Source organism: Bradyrhizobium cenepequi, assembly GCF_020329485.1.
GTDB classification, from domain to species: domain Bacteria; phylum Pseudomonadota; class Alphaproteobacteria; order Rhizobiales; family Xanthobacteraceae; genus Bradyrhizobium; species Bradyrhizobium cenepequi.
Window position 1 is genome coordinate 110,493 of the sequence record NZ_JAGKJI010000016.1, and the last position, 19,960, is coordinate 130,452.

The following is a 19,960-nucleotide window of genomic DNA, read 5'->3' on the forward strand; positions in this document are numbered from 1 at the left end:
ATGACGGGAGTTATTTCTCCCGGAACGAGCGCATGAACTGGTCGCTCAGCGGCTTAATCAAATAGGACAGCATGGTGCGGTCGCCGGTCTGGACGAAGGCTTCGACCGGCATGCCCGGGATGATCTTGACGTCGCCAAGGCGCTTGACCTCGTCCGGCGGCATCGAGACGCGGATGGTGTACGAGCTCTGGCCCGTCCGCTGGTCGGTGGTGACGTCGGCGGAGACGCGGGTGACGACGCCGTTGATCTCCGGCGTGGTGCGCTGGTTGAAGGCCGAGAGGCGCAGCAGCGTCTTCTGGCCGATCTGCAGCTTGTCGATATCCTGCGGATTGACCTTGGCCTCCACCGAGAGATCGTCGGCCTGCGGCACGATCATCATGATGGCGTCGCCCGCAGTGATCACGCCGCCGACGGTGTGCACCGTCGACTGCAGCACCATGCCGTCCTGCGGCGCGCGGATGTCGATGCGGCGAAGCTGGTCTTCGGCGGTGACCTTGCGCTCGACGAATTCGCCGATCTTGTCGTTGGTCTCGCGCAGATCCTTGGAGACTTCGGATAGCATGTCCTTGTCGACCTGGATGATCTGCAGCTCGGTCTCGGTGATCTTGCCCTTAGCCTGCGCACGGGCGGCGATGTATTGCGCCCGCTCGCCGGCAAGCCGCGCCGCGTCGCGCTCCAGCGTGGTCAGCCGCGTCAACTGCACCAGGTGCTGGTCAAAGAGCTGGCGGACGCCGACCAGCTCCTTCTGCACCAGCTCGATCTCCCTGTCCTTGGCGACCTCCTGCGCTCTGAGGCCGGCGATCTCCTCGTTGAGCTGGGCGACGCGTTCGCGCAACTGCGCCTTCTGGCCGGTGCGGCCGTTGACGCGAACCTCGAACAGCTTGGTTTCGCTGGCCATGACGTCGCGGACATCGGGATCGTCGGCGCGGTCGGTCAGCGCCTTCGGAAAGACGATCTTGTCGCGGCCCTGCTGCTCGGCCTCAAGACGCGCGGCGCGCGCGTAGAGCCCGTTGAGCGTCTTGACCACGATCGCAAGGCTCGCCTTGACCACCGTCTCGTCCAGTCGCACCACAATGTCGCCCGTTTTGACGAGGTCGCCGTCGCGCACGCGCACCTCGCCAACCACGCCGCCGGTCGGGTGCTGCACCTTCTTGACATTGGAATCGACCACCACCGACCCCGGCGCGATCAGGGCGCCCGAGATCGGCACGGTGGAGGCCCAACCGCCGAAGCCGCCGGCTACCACCAGCACCACGACGAGGCCAATGATCAGATGCAGCCGGATCGAGCGCTGCGCCCCGCGCGATTCCTCGCTCATGATTTGGCTCCGGCCTCCGAGACGATCTTGACCGGTGGCGTCGGGGCGACGCGCGGCTGCAGCACCTGCGCCAGCACGGTTTCCTTCGGGCCAAAGGTCTGCATGCGGCCGTCCTTCAGCACCAGGATCTGGTCGACGCCTTCGATCCCGATCGGCCGATGCGCCACCACCACCACAACCGCGCCGCGCTCGCGCGCCGAGCGCACCGCCCGCGTCAGCGCCTCGTCACCTTCGCTGTCGAGATTGGAGTTCGGCTCGTCCAGCACGATCAGGAATGGATTGCCATAGAGCGCACGCGCCAGCGCGATCCGCTGCGCCTGGCCGGCCGACAGCGCCGCGCCCTGCTCGCCCACCTGCGTGTCGTAGCCTTCGCGCATCTTGATGATCATCTCGTGCACGCCGGCCTCCTTGGCGGCGGCGATGATATCGTCCGACTTCGCTTCCGCGTCGAACCGACAGATATTCTGCGCCACCGTACCCGCGAACAATTCGACGTCCTGCGGCAGATAGCCGACGTAGCGGCCCAGCACGTCCGGTGACCATTGGTCGAGCGCGGCACCATCGAGCCGCACCTTGCCGCGGAACGGCATCCAGACGCCGACCAGCGCGCGCACCAGCGACGATTTGCCGGAGCCGCTGGGACCGATAATGCCGACGCCGCTGCCGGCTTCGAGCGCAAAGGTCACGTCCGTCACGATCACCCGCTGGTCGCCTGGCGCCGCGAGCGAGACCGCTTCGACTGAGAGCCGTTTGGTCGGCGCCTGCAGCAAAGTCTGAGTACCTGCGGCAGGCATCTGCTGCAGCAGCCGGTTGAGACGCTCCCAACTCTGCCGCGCTGCGACAAATCCTTTCCAATGCGCGATCGCAAGATCGACCGGCGCCAGCGCGCGGGCACTCAGGATCGAACCCGCGATGATGATGCCGCCGGTCGCCTCCTGGTAGATGACCAGATAGGCGCCGACCGCGAGCACCGCGGACTGCAGCATCATGCGCAGCACCTTGGCGACCGCGCCAAGCCCGCCGGCGACGTCGCTCGCGCGCTGGTTGCCCGCGAGATAATTCTCGTTGGCCTCGCTCCAGCGCCGCCCCAGCCGACCGGACATGCCCATCGCCACCAGCACTTCGGCGTTGCGGCGGCTCGCCGCCGCGAGATCATTGCGACGGGCGGCGAGCGTCATCGCCTCCTTGGCAGGGCTGCGCGACATGAATTCGGTGATCAGCGTCAACGTGATCAGGATGATCGCGCCAACCAGTGCGGTGACGCCGAGCAGCCAGTGGAATGCAAAGCAGATCGCCATATAGAGCGGCAGCCACGGCAGGTCGAAGAATGCGCCCGGCCCCTGGCTGCCGAGGAACGACCTGACATTGTCCAGATCGCGCAGCGGCTGCAGGCCTTCGGTGCGATTGCCCATCAGCAGCGGCAGGCGCACGATGGTCTCGAACACACGCGCGTTGATCGCTTCGTCCAGCGAGGTGCCGATCCGCCCGAGGACCCGTCCGCGCAGGAGATCAAGCACGCCCTGCGCGACGTAAAGGCCGGCGGCGAGCGCGACCAGGCCGATCAGGGTCGGCACGCTGCGGCTCGGCAGCACGCGGTCGTAGACCTCCAGCATGAAGATCGAGCCGGTCAGATACAGAACGTTGATCACGCAGCTCATCAGGCCGACGCCGATGAAAGCGGACCGGCAGGCGCGCAGCGCATCGCCGAGTTCGGAACGCCGGACGCCGGGAGTGGCTGCCATCAATTCTCATCTCTACAAAAGGGCTACGTAATCACCGGGTTTTACCGTTGTTTGCGGCCAGCGTCCATTTGCGACGCCCCAACATTCATTAGGTTGCGTTAACCTCGTTGCGGTTCCGGCACACGCAAGCATACCGGCTGAACCACGATAGTTAATTGACAACAGCCCGCGGTCCCGAGGGCGGCGCAACGCGCAACCCGGATTACGACGCGGTTCCGGAGAAGAGCCCTAGAACCGGCCGCCGCCCCGGATCAGCCGGACGACCACGAGCAGCAGGATGGCGCCGATCGCGGAATAGACGATTTCCGAGACGAGCCCGGTGCCGAGGCGGATGCCGAGCTTCGGAAACAGATAGCTTGCCACCAGCGCGCCGGCGATGCCGACCAGGATGTCGCCGATGATGCCGAAACCGGTGCCGCGCACGATCTTGCCGGCCAGCCAGCCGGCGATCAGGCCGACAAACAGGATGACGAGAATGCCCTCGTTGGAAATGTACATCTGAAATCCCCTGGTCCCCGCGCCTAAAGCATGATCCGGAAGAATGGTACCGGTTTTCCGGAAAGATCATGCTTAAACAACAACGTAAAGTGCGATGGCCCAAAGCCCTGGCACTTTAGTGCGTCGCGGCGGAAAGCTAACCACAATCAGGTGACGTGACGACTGGAATCTGGCGGAGTTTTCTTGACGCCGAGGTGACAGCGACGGCGGTGTTACGCCGTGGCAACAGCCGGCTCAGCCAGGACGCACCGCGCCATGCGGTCCGGCGCCACCTGCACCACGGGCGGCAACTGCTCGCTGCAGCGCGGCTGCGCCAGGCTGCAGCGTGGCGCGAAGGAGCAACTGGTCGGCGCGCGATCGAGCGAGGGCGGCGTGCCCGGGATCGTCTCCAGCCGTTCCCCACGCTTGGCCCCATGAATGGTCGAGGCCAACAAGCCCTTGGCGTAAGGGTGGACCGGGGAACGCACGATGCCACGGAGACTGCCCTGCTCGACGATCTGGCCGGCATACATGACAGCGACGCGGTCGCAGATCTCGACCGCGACCCCGATGTCGTGGGTCACAAAGATCACCGACATGCCGAACTCGCGCTGCAATTCGCGCAGCAGGAGCAGGATCTGGATCTGCACGGTGGCATCGAGCGCGGTGGTCGGCTCGTCCGCGAGCAGGATCTTCGGCTTGCAGGCGAGCGCGAGCGCAATCATCGCGCGCTGCCGCATGCCGCCCGACATCTCGTGCGGATAGGAGTCGAGCCGGCGCTTGGCGGAGGGGATGCGCACCACCTCCAGCATCTCGAGCGCACGCGCCATCCCCTCGCGCTCGCCCTTGCCCTCGTGCCGCATCACGGTTTCCGCGATCTGACGGCCGATGGTGTAGACAGGATCAAGCGCGAGCGCCGGCTCCTGGAAGATCATCGAGACGGTCTGGCCGCGAAAATTCGACAGCGCCTCGTCGTCCATCGCCAGCACATCCTGTCCCAACACTGTGACGCTGCCCGAGATCTGCGTCCGCTTTTTCGGCAACAGTCGCATCAGCGCGCGCAGCGTGACGCTCTTGCCGGAGCCGGATTCGCCGAGCAGGCCGAGCACTTCGCCCTCACCGAGCGAGAGGCTCAGATCATTGACGGCGTGCACCGTGCGTTCGCCGGTGAAGCGGATGTTGAGATCTCGGACTTCGACAAGATTGGTCATACGAGCTTCGGCACCTTGGCGTGAAAATCGGTGGCCCGCTGGAACGCCGCACCGATGCGAAGCAGCGTGGCTTCCTCGAAGGAGCGGCCGATCAGTTGCATGCCGACCGGGAGCCCAGCGCGGGTGAAGCCCGAGGGGATCGCCAGCGACGGCAGACCGAGATAGTTGACCGGGCGGGTGAAGCGCGTCAGGCGCTGGATCACCGCCTCGGCGCCAGGGCCATTGCCGACATCGCTCTCGGCGATGGTCGGCGCGGGCACCGGCGCGGCCGGCGCGATCACCGCGTCCACGCCGGCAACCGCAGCATTGTAGGCGGCGAGCGCCGGACCGCGCCAGCGCATCGCTTCGAGATAGCTGACGGCGGGAACGGCAAGCCCGTTCTGCAGCCGCATCAACACCTGCGGACCGTAATCCTGCGGACGCTCGATCATCCAGCGCTTGTGGAAAGCCGCAGCCTCGACGGCAAGCACGATCTGAGACGCCGAGCTGAGTTGACGCTGGTCGGGCAGTTCGACCTTGACGATCTCCGCGCCCTCGCGCTTGAGGAGCGCGATGGCCTCGTCGAGAATGCGCGCCACTTCAGAGTCGAGATCGTCGACATAGAAGGCGGTCGGCACGCCGATCTTGAGGCCTTTCAGCGAACCTTTGGTGGCTTCCAGATAATCCGGCACCGGCGCGGTCGAGGCGGTCGGATCCTCAGGGTCGCTACCCGCCATCAGGCCGAGCAGCAGCGCGCAATCTTCCGCGGTCTGCGCCAACGGGCCGACGGTGTCGAGCGATTGCGACAGCGGCATTGCGCCCGCGCGGCTGACGCGGCCGACCGTTGTCTTCAAGCCGGTGACACCACAGAAATGCGCAGGCATCCGGACCGAGCCCCCCGTGTCGGATCCGAGCGCCGCGAAGGTCAACCGCGCGGCGACCGCCGAACCGGAGCCGGAGGACGAGCCGCCGGTGATGTGATCGACGTTCCAGGGATTATGGACCGGGCCGTAATGCACGTTGTGGCCGGTTGGGCCGTAGGCAAACTCGACCATCTGCAGCGAGCCGAGCCGAATGCTGCCGGCATCCTTCAGCCGCTGCAGCGCGGTCGCCGTGGTCTTGGCGACGAAGTCGCGGCGGATCAGCGAGCCGCAGGTCACGACCTTGCCCGCCTCGTAGTACATGTCCTTGTGCGCAAGCGGCACGCCGTGGAGAACGCCGCGGCTCTTGCCCCTGGCGAGTTCCGCGTCGGCTTCATCGGCGGCGACGAGCGCCTGTTCGGACTCGAGTGCCATGAAGGCGTTGAGCTTTGGCTGCCACTCCGCGATGCGATGCAGCAAGGCTCGCGTCACCTCACGCGAGGAGGCTTTCTTCTCGGCGATCACTTTCGCAGCCGCGGTCAGCGACATTAAGGCGAGTTCGGCGCTCATTTCGACACCTTCGCGGTCTGTGCGAGCAGGAAGCTTGCGGGCTCGAGATCAAACGGCAGGGTGCCGGCGACCGGCGCAAAGCCGGCGAAAGCCGGACTGATCGAATTGGAAATCCGCGCCGCGACTTCGCCGTCGACGGGCACGCCTGCGACGTCGGCCGTCGCCATCGCTTCCTTGGGACTGGGTTTCGTCATGCCGCCTCTTCCTCCCTTGCCGGTGCGCGGCTGTGCCCCGAGCCCGGAATGGCCATGTAGCACGCCGCCTGATGACCCGTACTATCGAGCGTAGTCAGTTGTGGAGTGGCTTTTGCGCAGAGCGGCTCCGCAAACGGGCAGCGGGTGTGAAACCGGCAGCCCGGCGGCGGATCGATCGGGTTCGGTGGATCGCCCGAGATCGGCGGCACCTCCGTCCGCTTGTCCGGATCGGAGGATGGCATCGCCGCAAGCAGCGCGCGGGTATAGGGATGCGCAGGCTGATCCCAGACCTTGTCGACCGGGCCGAGCTCGACGACTTCGCCGAGATACATCACCAGCACGCGGTCAGAGATGTAGCGGACGACGTTGAGGTCGTGGCTGATGAAGAGATAGGTCAGCCCGAACTCGCGCTTGAGATCCGCGAGCAGGTTGAGCACCTGCGCCTCGACGGATTTATCGAGCGCGGAGACGGCTTCATCGAGGATCACCAGCCGCGGCGACAGCGCCAAGGCACGCGCGATGTTGACGCGCTGACGCTGGCCGCCGGAGATCTCGTGCGGGTAGCGGTTGGCGAAGTTTTCGGGCCGCAAACCCACCTTGCCGAGCAGCTCGCGCGCGAGCGCCCGTGCGGCACCATCTGCCATGCCATGCACCTTCGGGCCGAAGGCAATGGATTCCTCGATGGTGAGGCGCGGATTGAGCGAGGCGTAGCTGTCCTGAAACACCATCTGCATGCCGCGGCGCAATTCGCGCAACGACAGCGTACGGCCGACCTGCATGCCGTCATAGATGATCTCTCCGGAGTCGCGCTTCATCAGGTGCATCAGGAGCCGCGCAGTGGTCGACTTGCCGCAGCCGGACTCGCCGACAATGCCGACGGTCTCGCCCTTGGCAATCGCGAAGGAGACATTATCGACCGCCCGCACGGTCTTGCGCGCACCGAACAATTCACCGCGCACCGGGAAGTGCTTGGTCAGGCCCGTCACCTGAAGCAGCGGCTGCGCGGCGCCGCCGACGTCCTCGACGGGGGCAAGCATATCGACGTGTGAATGTATCTCGCTCATGATTCAGTTCCGGATGTCCATGGCGCTGCGCATGCCGTCGCTCAAAAGGTTGAAGCAGATCGACACCGCGAAGATCATCACCCCCGGGAGTGCCGCGACCCAGGGATTGACGTAGATCGCGGTGCGCAGCGTGTTCAGCATCAGACCCCATTCCGGCTCCGGCGGCTTTGTGCCGAGACCGAGGAACGAAAGACCGGCGGCAAGGATCATCGACACCGAGATCAGGCCGGTGGCGTAAACGAAGATCGGGCCCAGCACGTTGCCGAGCATGTGCACGCGCATGATGGTGAGCGGACCCGCACCAGAGGCGCGCGCGGCTTCGACGAAATCCATGTTGCGCACGCCGGTCGTCACGCTTTCGGCAACGCGGGTGATCTGCGGTACGAACACGACGGTGAGCGACACGATGGAGTTGACAATGCCGGCGCCCAGCGCGCCCGAGATCGCGATCGCCAGGAGCACCGAGGGAAACGCGTAGAACACGTCGATGGTGCGCATGATCGCGGTGTTGAGCTTGCCGCCGACATAACCCGCGACCAGTCCGAGCCCGGTGCCGATCACGAAGGCCAAGATCACCGGCAGGATGCCGATGATCAGCGACAGACGTCCGCCATAGACGAGACGCGACAGCATATCTCGGCCGAGCTCGTCGGTGCCGAGCAGATAGCCCGGTGTGCCGATATGGCGAAGCCGTCGGATCATCGAGCCCTGGTAGGGATCGGCGAGCCCGAGCCAGGGCGCCAGCAGTGCCGAGGCAAAGATCAGGATCAGAATGAGCGCGCAGGCCATGCTGACCTTGTCGCGCATGATGCGGCGACCGACGGTCGCCCAATAGCCGCGCGCCTTCGTCGCGGGAGCGGCTTGCAATACGAGATCGGTGATCGTGCTCATCGCGCTAGCCTCGCTTGATCCGCGGGTCGATCGCGGCCTGCGCGATGTCGACCAGGAGGTTGAGCAGCACGAAGAACAGCGCGAGCACCAGGATCGTGCCCTGCAGCAGCGGCAGATCGCGCTGAAAGATCGCGGAGTTCAACAGCAGTCCCGAGCCCGGCCAGGAGAACACGGTCTCGATCAGGATCGAGCCACCGAGCATGTAGCCGAGCTGCAATCCCATCACCGCGAGCGCTGTGGGAGCGGCGTTCTTGACGACGTGGCGGAACACGTTGGTCTCGCGCAGGCCCTTGGCGCGCAGGGCCTCGACGAAATCCTGCGAGAGGATATCGCCGGTCAGCGCGCGCACCGTGCGGGTGACGATGCCCATCGGGATCACCGAGCTCGTGACCGCGGGCAGGATCAGATAGCGGAGATGATCCCAGTCCCACGCCCACGCACCGGAGCCGCCGGGACCGGCGCCAACCGCGGGCAGCCAGTTGAGCTGCACCGAAAAGATGATCACCAGCACCATGCCAAGCCAGTAATGCGGCACCGAGACGCCGGCGATCGCAAACGAAGTCGCTGTTTTGTCGATCCAGCTGTCGCGGAAATAGCCGGCGATCAGGCCGAACAAGAGCCCAAGCGTGAAACCGATCAGCGCCGCGAAGATCGCAAGCGTCACGGTGTTGCCAACGGCGCGCATCACCTCCGACAGCACCGGCCGGCCGGTCGCAATGGAATTGCCGAGATCGCCATTCAACGCGCGCCACAGCCACAGCCCGAATTGCACCGGCAGCGGGCGGTCGAAGCCATAGGCGGTGCGCAATTGCGCCGCCAGCTCCTGCGAGGCGTCGGCCGGCAGCACCGCGACCAGCGGGTCACCGGGCGTGATGTGCACGAGCAGGAAACACACCAGCGCGACGCTGATGACGATCGGGATCACATAGACGATGCGTCTGGCGATATAGGCAAACACGACTAGCTTTCTTCTTACCTTCTCCCCTTGTGGGAGAAGGTGGCGCGGACTTTCGTCCGCGCCGGATGAGGGGTTCTATCCGCGGATGCTGAGGTCGTTGAAGGAAAGAGGCGTGTCCGCGGAAACAGACCCCTCACCCGGCTTCGCGTTCCGCGAAGCCACCCTCTCCCACAAGGAGAGAGGGTAAATCAGCGCAACGTGCGCCTACGGCGTCATCGAGATCGGCGAGAAGTCGACGAACCAACTCTTCGGCTGCACGAAACCCTTGACCTTTGGGCTCATCGCGCGTGGCGCGACGTCGTGGGCGACGTAAAGGAACGCCGCGTCGTCGACGGAAGCCGCATGCAGTTCGGCCAGCGCCGCATCGCGCGCTGCGGGATCGAAGCTCTGGCGGGCCTTGGTCACCAATTCATCGAACTTGGGGTTGTTGATATAGCCCCAATTGTTCGAGACCGGTGGCGCCATCGATGACTGCAGGAAGCGCACCAGCGCGAAGAACGGGTCCATCGCCGCATAGGTGACGTTGGTGGCGTTGGCACCATTGGCAGTCGGGTCCTTGGCACCGCGCCGCCAATTGGTGAACAGCGTGTTCCATTCGATCACGTCGAGCTGCACGTCGAAATAGCATTCGGCGAGCGCCTGCTGCAGATATTCGTTCATCGGCAAAGGCAGCATCTGGCCAGAGCCTGAAGCCGAGGTCTGGATCTTCACCGTCAGCTTCTTGTTCGGACCGTAGCCAGCTTCCCGCATCAGCTTCTGCGCGGCAGGCTTGTCGTACTTGATCTGGAAGGTCGGTTTTCCCCGCCAGGGATGTCCCGGCTCGAAGGTGCCGGTCGCCGGCACCATCAACCCGGCGAGCAGCCCATCGCGCAGACCTTCGCGGTCGACGCAGAGATTGGCGGCCTTGCGGACGCGGATGTCATTCCAGGGCGAGCCCTCGATGCGGGAGAACTGCCACGGCCAGACATGCGGCTCTTCATTGCTGTAGAGCACGAAGCCACGCTGGTTGATCTCGGGCAGCGCGTCCGGCGCCGGCGCTTCGACCCAATCGACCTGGCCCGAGAGCAGCGCCGCAGTGCGCGCATTGGCTTCCGGCATCGGCAGCAGCACCATCTTGTCGACCTTCGGAACGCGCGCCTTGTCCCAATAAGCAGCGTTCTTGACGAGCTCGAGCCGCTCGCGCGGCGTGAACTTCGTCATCTTCCACGGGCCGGTGCCGGAGGCGTCCCTGGCGAACGCCGCCCAGGCGGCCTGCGATTTCGCCTTGGCGTCGGCACCTTCGGCAGTGTCGTAGAACTTCTGCCACTTTGCCGGGCTCGCCATGAACAGATTGGTCAGGTTGATCGGCAGGAAGCTGTCCGGCTCCTTGGTGGTGAGCTCCACCGTCATGTCGTCGATCTTGCGCGCCGAGGCCAGGGTCGGCATGCGCGAGGCCGTGACGCCGACCTGGCTCGGATCGAACTGCGGTGCATTCTGCTTGAGCACCTTGTCCACATTCCAGACCACGGCATCGGCATTGAACGGCGAGCCATCATGGAAGGTGACGCCGGGACGCAGCTTGAAGATCCATTTCTTCTTGTCGGAATCGTCGACCTTCCACTCGGTCGCAAGGCCGGGGATGACGACGCTCGCCTTGTCGGCCGACGACAGGTCCCACATCGTCAGCCCGTCATACATCGTGAGCCCGGTGAAGCGGTTGCCCTCAAAACCCTGGTCGGGCTGCCCGAGCGTGCGCGGAATATCGGCAGCGGTCATGCCGATGCGCAGCACCGTTTCGGCGCCGGCTGCGCGCGGCAGGCCTGCCAGCGCTATCGCCAGCGCCGCGGCCAGCGCCATCGTCTTGGTTTTCTCAGTACGCATCGCAAAGGTCCCTTCTTCAACTTCGGGTGACTAATTGTTGGGCAATCGCATGCAATGCCTGTGCCAAGGGGAATAGTTCTGCGGAAAATCGCCTCCGGATGCGTCGATTCTTCTCAGTGGGCACCGCGGCGCGCAAAGTTGTGCCTATTCTGGCATCAAGCTTGCACGTTGGCATCAGGTATTCGGAATACGCCAACGGAGCTTCAGCAACATGCGCACCCGACATTCAATTCTCGTAGCTGCCTTGGCGCTTGCCATTGGCGCAGGCTGGAGCGCCAAGCCGGCGCAGGCCGAGTCCGTGGTGCGCTACGGAATCTCGATGGCGGATATCCCGCTCACGACTGGCCAGCCCGATCGCGGCGCAGGTGCCTATCAGTTCACCGCCTATACGATCTACGATCCCCTGGTCGCCTGGGAGATGGATGTCGCGGAACGCCCGGGCAAATTGGTGCCCGGCCTCGCCACGGAGTGGAAGGTCGACGACAAGGACAAGACCAAGTGGCGCTTCACGCTGCGCAAGGGCGTCAAATTCCATGACGGCAGCGACTTCAACGCCGACGCGGTGATCTGGAATCTCGACAAGGTGCTGAACGATAAGGCACCGCAGTTCGACAAGCGGCAGAGCGCGCAGGTGAAGACCCGCCTGCCCTCGGTCGCCAGCTACGCCAAGATCGACGATTTCACCGTGGAGATCACAACCAAGACGGTCGACTCCTTCTTCCCATACCAGATGCTCTGGTTCCTGGTCTCGAGCCCCGCGCAATATGAAAAGCTCGGCAAGGACTGGGACAAGTTCGCAAGCCAGCCCTCCGGCACCGGCCCGTTCAAATTGACCAAGCTGGTGCCGCGTGAGCTCGCTGAGCTCACCAAGAACGAGGACTACTGGAACAAGAAGCGCCTCCCCAAGGTCGACAAGATGGTGCTGATCCCGATGCCGGAGGCATTGACGCGCACCAACGCGCTGCTCGCGGGACAGGTCGACCTGATCGAGACGCCGGCACCGGACGCCGTGCCGCAGCTCAAGGCCGCCGGCATGAAGATCGTCGACAACATCACTCCGCACGTCTGGAACTATCACTTGAGCGTGCTGCCCGGCTCGCCCTGGACCGACATCCGCCTGCGCAAGGCGCTCAACCTCGCGATCGATCGCGATGCCGTGGTCGGGCTGATGAACGGATTGGCAAAACCTGCCAAGGGCCAGGTCGACCCGTCGAGCCCGTGGTTCGGCAAGCCAACCTTCGACATCAAATATGATCTCGCCACGGCCAAGAAGCTTGTGCAGGAAGCCGGCTACTCCAAGGAGAAGCCGCTGAAGACGACCTTCATCATCGCCCAGGGCGGCACCGGACAAATGCTGTCGCTGCCGATGAACGAATTCCTGCAGCAGAGCTTCAAGGAGATCGGCATCGACGTCGAGTTCAAGGTGGTCGAGCTCGAGACTTTATATACGCATTGGCGCAAGGGCGCGGCCGACGAGATGAACGCCGGTATCACCGCCAACAACATCGCCTATGTGACCTCGGACCCGCTCTACGCGATCGTGCGCTTCTTCCACTCCGGCCAGATCGCGCCTGTCGGCGTCAACTGGGGCGGTTACAAGAATCCGAAGGTGGACGCGCTGATCGACGAGGCCAAGCAGACCTTCGACACCACCAAGCAGGACGAACTATTGGCGCAGGCGCATGCGCTGATCGTCGACGATGCGACTCTGGTGTGGGTGGTGCACGACACCAACCCGCATGCGCTGTCGCCGAAGGTCAAGACGTTCGTGCAGGCGCAGCACTGGTTCCAGGACCTGACGCAGATCGGGTTGCAGTAGGGCCACGAATACAAGGGTGGGCAAAGCGAAGCGTGCCCACCATCCCGAGCGGAGTTTGAATGGTCGGCACGGCGCAAGTGCGCCTTTGCCCACCACAAAATCGCCGCGTCACTTCGTCAGCAGTGCGAAGGCGCCGCTCCAGTCTTCGGGGGGCGGCTGCTGCTGGAAATGGCGGATGCGCGCTTCATAGAGATTATACAGCTGTTCCAGCGCGTGGCCCTCGTCGGTCTTGCGGCCGCGCTCGATGGCGGCTAACGCGCCTTCCCAGTCGCGGCCGCGATAACAGCCCAACATCTCGATAGTGAGATTGCGCAGACGCTGGAAGCGTCCGGACTGCGCGACGTCCTCGCGTCCGGCGATCGCGTAGATCACCTCCGGCTCCTGCTTGCCCTTGACCATGATGAAGTCGAGCTCGAGGATCGCGAACCTGTCCTTCGCGGCAAGCGCGGTCTTCGATCCTACGATGATCGGGAAGCCGTATTCCTTTGATTGCCCTTCGAGGCGCGAGGCGAGATTGACGCTGTCGCCGAGCACGGAGTAGTCGAAGCGCAGGTCGGAGCCCATATTGCCGACCACGCAGATGCCGGTGTTGAGGCCGATGCCGACATTGAGCGGGATGTAGACGTGGCCGCCCGCATCGGCCTCATCCTTGCGCAATCTGTTCAGCTCGTCGATGCGCTCGAGCATGTCAATGGCCGCCGCGCAGGCGTTGATCTCGTGCTCCTTGTCGTCGAGCGGCGCGTTCCAGAACGCCATGATGGCGTCGCCCATATATTTGTCGATCGTCCCCTTGTGGACGAGGATCGCATTGGTGAGCGGCGTCAGGAAGCGGTTCATAAGGGCGGTTAACCCTTGTGGATCGTGCTTGTAGGATTCCGAGATCGTGGTGAAGCCGCGGACGTCGGAGAACATGATGGTCATCTCGCGCTCCTCGCCGCCGAGCACGAGCTTCTCCGGCGACTGCGCGAGCTGCTCGACCAGCGCGGGCGACATGTACTGGGCGAACGCGCCGCGAATCTGCTTCCGCTGCTGCTGCTCGCGGACGAAGCTCGAGAAGATCAGCGTGAGATAGATCGCCGTGGTCGACATCAACGGATAGGTGAAATCGATAAGCAGGCGGTGCTGCGTGTAGAAGTACCAGGAGGTGCCGATCAGCGCGGTCGCGAACACCGCACCTAAGCCGACCAACGTGATCGGCCCGAACAGCGGCGCAAACGCGATCACGAGCAGGCCGAACACCAGCGCAGCTGCGAATTCGAATGCGATGCCGTAGTTCGGTTGCGACACACCGGCTCCGCTCAACGCGCTTTCCAGCACCTGAGCATGGACCTCCACGCCGGGCATCGCGGGCGTGACTGGCGTGGTCTTGATGTCGTTCAGCCCGACCGACGAGGTGCCGATCAGGACCAGCTTGCCCTGGATCTTCTCCGGCGGCACCCGCCCGTGCAGCACATCGACTGCCGAGACGTAGATCGAAGGGTCGGCATGGGCGAAGTGCACCCAGAGCTGGCCATTGTGGTCGGTCGGAATCTGCAGGCCGCGGAGCGACAGGCTCTTGATGCCGGCCTTGTCCGTATCGATCAGCACGGTGCCGGAGCCGCTCGCAACCCGCAGCACCTCGAAGCTCAGCGACGGCATGGTGACGCCCTGCGCCAGCATGACCATCGGCACGCGGCGGACAATACCGTCCCGCTCGGGCTTGATCGTGAACAGGCCGCGTCCGGCCGCGGCCTGCTCCAGTACATGGACGTTGCGGAGCAGGCCGGGAAAATCGAACATGAAGCGCTGCGGCTCCTCGCCCTTCATGGCGAGCGGCGTCAGCGGCAGCGACTTGTCGAATTCGGCGACCACGAACGGCAGGCCGGACGCGCCCAGCACCACACGCGACTTGGTCATCGCACCCGCCAGGATCTGATCGTTGCTCGGCAGCGCCCGCAGCTTCGCCTTGGTCTCCTCATCGAGGTTGCGGATCGTCTCGGCGGCGGCATCCGGATTGAGCCGGTCGGGCTCGGAGAACACGATATCGAAGGCGATCACGACCGCACCAAGCCGGGTCAGGTTGGTGACGAGATCGGCGATCCGCGTGCGCGGCCAGGGAAACTGGCCGAGCTCGGCCAGACTCTTTTCGTCGATATCGACGATGGTGACCGGCCTGATCGTCTTGACCCTGGGCTCGATGACCTGGAAGCTATCAAAGGTCCTGAGCCGGAGTTCCTCCAACGGCAGCGGATCGAACACCCTGAGCGCGGCAAAGCCGACCAACAGCGCAAGGCAGGCGAGCCGCGCATAGCCGAAGCGCCGGTTGAACCATCTTCCCAATGCCTTCAGCCGTCCCATGCCGCTTCGATATCACGCCCGCGTCGTTTGATCACGCCGGGAGTTTTACAAGGTGCAGTGCACCCAGGCATGTGCACCTTCTCGGTCAGACGCTGCCTGGCGGGAAGATGAAGTCGTTGGCATGCAGATTGGCGAGCTCGAGGTTCTTCAGCAAGATGGTATTGTGATTGTTGCCATCGAGGTCGATCAGCACGTCGTTGCTGTTCTGCGCGACAGAGACGTGATCCTGGAACCAAGCGTTGAAGCTCTCCTGAGAGTTCGGATCGAACGCGACATAGTCCAGCGCGATCTTGTCCTGGCCCGGCGCGAAGTCGCCGATCGTGTCGTGGCCGATACCGTCAGGCGTTTGCTTGAAGACGAAGGCGTCGTTGCCGGCACCGCCGAACAGCACGTTGTTGTGGCCGTCACCCGCCAGCGTGTCGCTGAAAGCGGTACCGCGTAGATTCTCGATCGAGAAGAAGAGATCGCCTGCGGCCGCGGCGCCCGCAGTGGCGCCGGTGAGCAGATCGACGCTGATGGGGCCGCTTGCGCTCGAGTAATTCACGGTGTCGCAGCCCGGATCGGTCGGGCCGAGCGGACCGCCGAGGCCGTTGAAGACATCCGGATGATTGCTGGGCAGGAACACATCTCTGCCGGTGCTGCCGACATAGTTGAAAGAAACAGCGCCGAAGTCGAACGCGCCGAGGCCAGTGGACGGGACCACGGGATCGGACGGAGGATCTTGGTCGGGATTGACGATGGCCTGAACGTTGATGTTCCAGCCAAGTGTGCTGACCAGCAGATTCGCCGCCGTGGCTTGGGTCGGATCGGTCGTGCCGAAAATATCGATCTCGTTGATGACGTTGGAGATGGAGCCGGTCTCTGGATCGTAGCTGTAGCCACTTCCGACCATCTCGAAAGTGATGCCTTTTTCGAAGTTGACGACGAAGGCGCGACTGCCGGTTTCGTCGACGTTGGCGAACTGGCTCGCCACCAGGTCGTCATAGAACGTAGTGAAGTCGTAACCGTCCGGCGAGTGCACGGTGGCCGCGACCGGCGTGATCGGCGCGCTATCGCAGTCCAGCGTCAGGGTTGCCGTCGAGTTCGCGCTGAGCGCCCCGTCGGAGGCTGTGTAGGTAAAGCTGACCGGGCCGGCATGTCCGGGAACCGGCGTGTAAGTCCATGTGCCGTTCTGATTGTCGACAAGGCAGCCGCCGCCGCTCGCAATGCTGAGACCGGTGATCGAAAGCAACTGGCTGTCGATATCGCTCACGCCGGCGATGAGATCGGAGGCACAAATGATGTAAGATGCATCTTTGGTGCCGTTTGCCAGCACTACAGGCACCGCGACCGGCGCATCATTGGCGCCGGTGATCGTCCATGACGCCGAAGCCGGCGTAACGAGTGTGCCGTCGGAGACGCCATAATGGACGGTCACAGTCGTGTGCTGGCCGTCCGCCAGATACTGGTAGGCGCTGGCGCTGGGATCGAGCGTGAATGCATGCGAGTTCGCGTCGTACGATACACCGGGCGGAAGCTGGGTCGGAACATCGACGACCGTCAACGCATTCTGGTCGACATCGGATGCGTTGGCGAGTGTATCCAGAATGCTGGACGCGCCATCTTCCGTCGCCGATCCGGTGACGGCCCCCGAGACGACCGGTGCATGATTGTCGGGCTCGTTCAACGTAACGGAGACAGTCTGCGTGAATGTCCCACCATGTCCGTCGCTGATCACGACGTTGAAGGTTTCGACTTTACTGTGGTTCGGCAGTCCGCCGAGCGCAGCGCGCACATCCGCAGGATCAGCGGTGTAGGTCCAGACGAATTGCCCGCCTGTACCGGTACCCGTGGTGTCGGCCTGCTTGACCAGAGTCAGGGTTCCGAGCGGCTGGTCGGAACCGACATAGGTTACACTCAGGACGTTGTGAGTATCGGTAAGGTCGGGATCGGAGAAATTGATCGTGCCGGTCGTCGTCAGGGACGATGGGACGACGTCACCGTTCCGCACTTCAAACTGATCGACACCGTCGATGCCCGTATTGCCGTCCGTCTCTCCAAGCTCGAGCAACGCCGATTGATTTCCGGATTGCAGCAACTCGTAATAGTGCATGCCGTCGCCGGCTGAATAGCCGACCCGCGCGGGAATTCCGCCAAGTCCGCCGGAGCCACCGCTTGCTTCGCCCGTCGTCCACTGAATATCGCCGTAGCGATACTGGATGTCGAAATTTCCGTTGCCTTGGTCGATCAGCACCAGTTGGAATGAATTGAGTCTGTCCGCTCCATATGAATAGTATCCAACGTGATCCCACGTGATGGTCATCACGCCGTTGACTTCGTCGAGATCGTAATAAACGGCACCGCCGCCGCGGGTGTCTACGTCGGCCCAGAACACCGCGATTATCGGATTGAACAGACCTCCATCGATCACGCTCGGCGTGTAAGTGTCGGTCGGCGAGCCGAACGTGATGTTGCCGTTGTTGTTGATGTAGAGCGAGGTGTAGTAGTGACCAAAGAAATTGATGCCTTGCGCGCCGAACACCGGGGTGACGTTGATCGCGACGGATGAGTTGTCGTCGCCCGCAGCAAGCGCCAGTGCTCCATATCCCGAACCACCGGGAAGATTACCAATCAACCCCGGCGCATCAAGCTGAGCAGCAAGTTCCGGACTGACGCGATCGTTGCCAGAAGTGGAAGCGAGCACCTCGATCGTGCGATCTGCAACCGTTCCGGACGCCACCATCGGCATATCGTTCGAACCGGTGACCGTGACATCGATGACCTGCTGCGTGCCATCCGCCGACGTCACCGTCAGCGTGTCATGCACGACCTGGCCTTCCGCGAGTTGGTTCGCCACCTCATGGACCAGCGTATAAGTCCATGCGCCAGTGTTCGCGTCGAACGTGAAGTTGCCATAGCTACCGGCCAGCGCCGAGGACGGCACCGGCTGGAAGATTTGCGCGCTATTGACGTTTTGCACCGCCAGCGTGCCGGCTACGATCGTCGCCTGATCCTCAATCACGCTGCCCGCGGCACTGCCGTTAATCTGCGGCTGCGGCTGCTGCTGCGGCGACGGCGGAACGCCTGAGTCCTGCAGGAAGCTTGTGCTTCCTTCGGTACCCAAGTTACCTATCTTAACGATAAAGGTCTTGCTGCCGGTGCCGTTCGTATCAATGCTGCCACTGCCGAACGCCGAAATGAATTCCGTACCGGGCGAGTCGGCGCCCGTGGAGCTCCCGTACGACGCATACCTCGTCCGCGGGTTGGCGTCGTTCTCGGTGTGCTGCGGCAGGTTCGGGTCAATCGCCTTCCGGATGTCGTAGGTATTGAGCACTGCCTGGAAGGTCGCAAATTCCTGCGCGATCTCCGCCAACGTCTTGGCGCTTTCCCGCGCGATCAGCTCGAAAGCCGCAGCCGGCGTCAGCGTCAGGATGCTGCCGTTGCTGGTCACCGTGCCGATCAGAACGCCGCGCGTGTTGAAGACCTGGACAGCATGGACCTGGTTGTCCTGCTGGTCGATCACCGAGATCTTCACCGTGCCGTCGACCGAGGAGATGTCGAGGATGACCGCAGTCCCGCGGATGCCCATGGTCGCAATCGGGGTGGCGACCTTCATGTCGCCGGTCCTGGCGACCTGGCCCGCGACGAAGCTGGCGGCGCCCTGTACCAACGTGATCAGCGAGGAGTTTGAACTGCTGCTGGCATCATAGGTGAGCTCGTTCAGCATCAACCGCGCATTGGCGTTGAGGTTGAACGTGGTGCCGTCGTTCAGGACGAGGCCGAGCGTGGAGCCACTGCCGGTCTGCACCACGTCGTTCTGATAGACTGCTTCGCTATTATGCAGTTCGACGGTGACGCCGCCGCGCACCACGCTGGCACTGCCGGTCATCTTGGCGATATGGCCGACCAGATTCGCCGCCGGCGGCGCGCCCGCCTGTGCGTAAACCGTGTGGCCGGTCAGCGCGTCGACGACCTTCGGATCCAGCGACGCGCCTTCGGGAGAAAGCAGCATCGGGTGCTTGTCGCCGTGGAAGTAGTTGGGCACCACCACGCGATGCAGCTCGTCGGAGATGACGAGATCGTCGCCGGATTTGTTGAAGTTGCCCGAGAACAGAAGATGCGCGTCAGGAACAATAAAGCTGTCCGCGTGGTCAGCGCGGAATGAAAACGAATCGAGATCGACATGCGCATTGGAAAGAGAATCCAGCCCACTCGATCCAAATTTGCCGGCGTAGTTCAATCCCGCCACCAGAAATAGTTAATAAAAATGTAAATTTCCCTGCACAAAACTACATAGCATTACGAGAAACCGCACGAAAGCACGCACACCGAGTGCGAGGCCCATCAGCAGCGTCGCCGTGAAGGCTTCGTCCGGCCTGGCTCGAAGCAGCCTCGGTGCGAGGCGCGTTGTTGCCGGAAGAGCGCAATGGAGCCTCCATTTAATTTGCATTAAATTGAAGTAAATTCAATTACTTCTTGAGATAAAAAATGTTTTCTGGCTGCCGGCCACCCGCCCGACCGGACTAACCTACGACGACGCCCGCGCGCCCAATGTGATGTAGATTACCGATCAACCGAAATGCCGTCCCCGTTAGCCGTATGCGCAGAAAGTTCGACCGCCTGACCGGTGCGACGATTTCGGATGCCGTTGCGCCAGCCCCGCTCGCGGACGCACCTGTTAAGCACGCATCAAGTATAAGA

Annotated in this window: 13 protein-coding genes; 1 reads left to right on the forward strand and 12 read right to left on the reverse strand. The window is 63.4% G+C overall.

The annotated features are described in order from the left end of the window. Positions 1–10 precede the first annotated feature (10 nt). The 10 genes from J6497_RS18720 to J6497_RS18765 all read right to left on the reverse strand — a co-directional run bounded on the left by J6497_RS18720 (position 11) and on the right by J6497_RS18765 (position 11,124). Positions 11–1,318, reverse strand: a complete 1,308-nt coding sequence (locus J6497_RS18720; protein WP_225705758.1) for an HlyD family type I secretion periplasmic adaptor subunit — start codon at positions 1,316–1,318, stop codon at positions 11–13. Next, positions 1,315–3,060 carry a type I secretion system permease/ATPase gene (locus J6497_RS18725; RefSeq protein WP_225705759.1) on the reverse strand — a complete coding sequence of 582 codons (1,746 nt, stop codon included), beginning with the start codon at positions 3,058–3,060 and terminating at the stop codon, positions 1,315–1,317. Before J6497_RS18725 ends, J6497_RS18720 begins: the two co-directional genes overlap by 4 nt. A gap of 228 nt (positions 3,061–3,288) precedes the next feature. After that, positions 3,289–3,558, reverse strand: coding sequence for a GlsB/YeaQ/YmgE family stress response membrane protein (locus tag J6497_RS18730; RefSeq protein ID WP_225705760.1), 270 nt, complete (start codon positions 3,556–3,558; stop codon positions 3,289–3,291). Between the two features lie 212 nt (positions 3,559–3,770). Continuing rightward, positions 3,771–4,748: an ABC transporter ATP-binding protein gene (locus J6497_RS18735; RefSeq protein WP_225705761.1), complete on the reverse strand. Its 978-nt coding sequence runs from the start codon at positions 4,746–4,748 to the stop codon at positions 3,771–3,773. Beyond that, positions 4,745–6,157, reverse strand: coding sequence for an amidase (locus J6497_RS18740; RefSeq protein ID WP_225705762.1), 1,413 nt, complete (start codon positions 6,155–6,157; stop codon positions 4,745–4,747). Before J6497_RS18740 ends, J6497_RS18735 begins: the two co-directional genes overlap by 4 nt. Next, the gene (locus J6497_RS18745) at positions 6,154–6,351 is read right to left on the reverse strand and encodes a hypothetical protein (RefSeq protein WP_225705763.1); all 198 of its coding nucleotides are present in this window, start codon (positions 6,349–6,351) and stop codon (positions 6,154–6,156) included. Before J6497_RS18745 ends, J6497_RS18740 begins: the two co-directional genes overlap by 4 nt. Continuing rightward, on the reverse strand, positions 6,348–7,415 hold the full coding sequence (locus J6497_RS18750; RefSeq protein WP_225705764.1) for an ABC transporter ATP-binding protein: 1,068 nt from the start codon (positions 7,413–7,415) through the stop codon (positions 6,348–6,350). Before J6497_RS18750 ends, J6497_RS18745 begins: the two co-directional genes overlap by 4 nt. Positions 7,416–7,418: 3 nt before the next feature. Further along, entirely contained in the window at positions 7,419–8,306 is an 888-nt protein-coding gene (locus tag J6497_RS18755; RefSeq protein WP_225705765.1) for an ABC transporter permease, read from the reverse strand. 4 nt (positions 8,307–8,310) lie between these two features. Continuing rightward, positions 8,311–9,264 carry an ABC transporter permease gene (locus J6497_RS18760; RefSeq protein ID WP_225705766.1) on the reverse strand — a complete coding sequence of 318 codons (954 nt, stop codon included), beginning with the start codon at positions 9,262–9,264 and terminating at the stop codon, positions 8,311–8,313. Between the two features lie 204 nt (positions 9,265–9,468). Beyond that, positions 9,469–11,124 (reverse strand): ABC transporter substrate-binding protein, encoded by a 1,656-nt coding sequence (locus J6497_RS18765; RefSeq protein WP_225705767.1) that lies wholly within the window; start codon positions 11,122–11,124, stop codon positions 9,469–9,471. A 211-nt stretch (positions 11,125–11,335) separates the two neighbouring features. On the opposite strand from J6497_RS18765, the gene J6497_RS18770 reads away from it, so the two are divergent. After that, entirely contained in the window at positions 11,336–12,943 is a 1,608-nt protein-coding gene (locus tag J6497_RS18770; protein ID WP_225705768.1) for an ABC transporter substrate-binding protein, read from the forward strand. Positions 12,944–13,051: 108 nt separating this feature from the next. Here the strand turns inward: J6497_RS18770 and J6497_RS18775 are convergent, their stop codons facing one another. Together J6497_RS18775 and J6497_RS18780 are read right to left on the reverse strand one after the other, a co-directional pair. After that, entirely contained in the window at positions 13,052–15,280 is a 2,229-nt protein-coding gene (locus J6497_RS18775; protein ID WP_225705769.1) for a CHASE2 domain-containing protein, read from the reverse strand. Between the two features lie 85 nt (positions 15,281–15,365). Next, positions 15,366–19,499: a nidogen-like domain-containing protein gene (locus tag J6497_RS18780; protein WP_225705770.1), complete on the reverse strand. Its 4,134-nt coding sequence runs from the start codon at positions 19,497–19,499 to the stop codon at positions 15,366–15,368. Between the last annotated feature and the right edge of the window lie 461 nt (positions 19,500–19,960).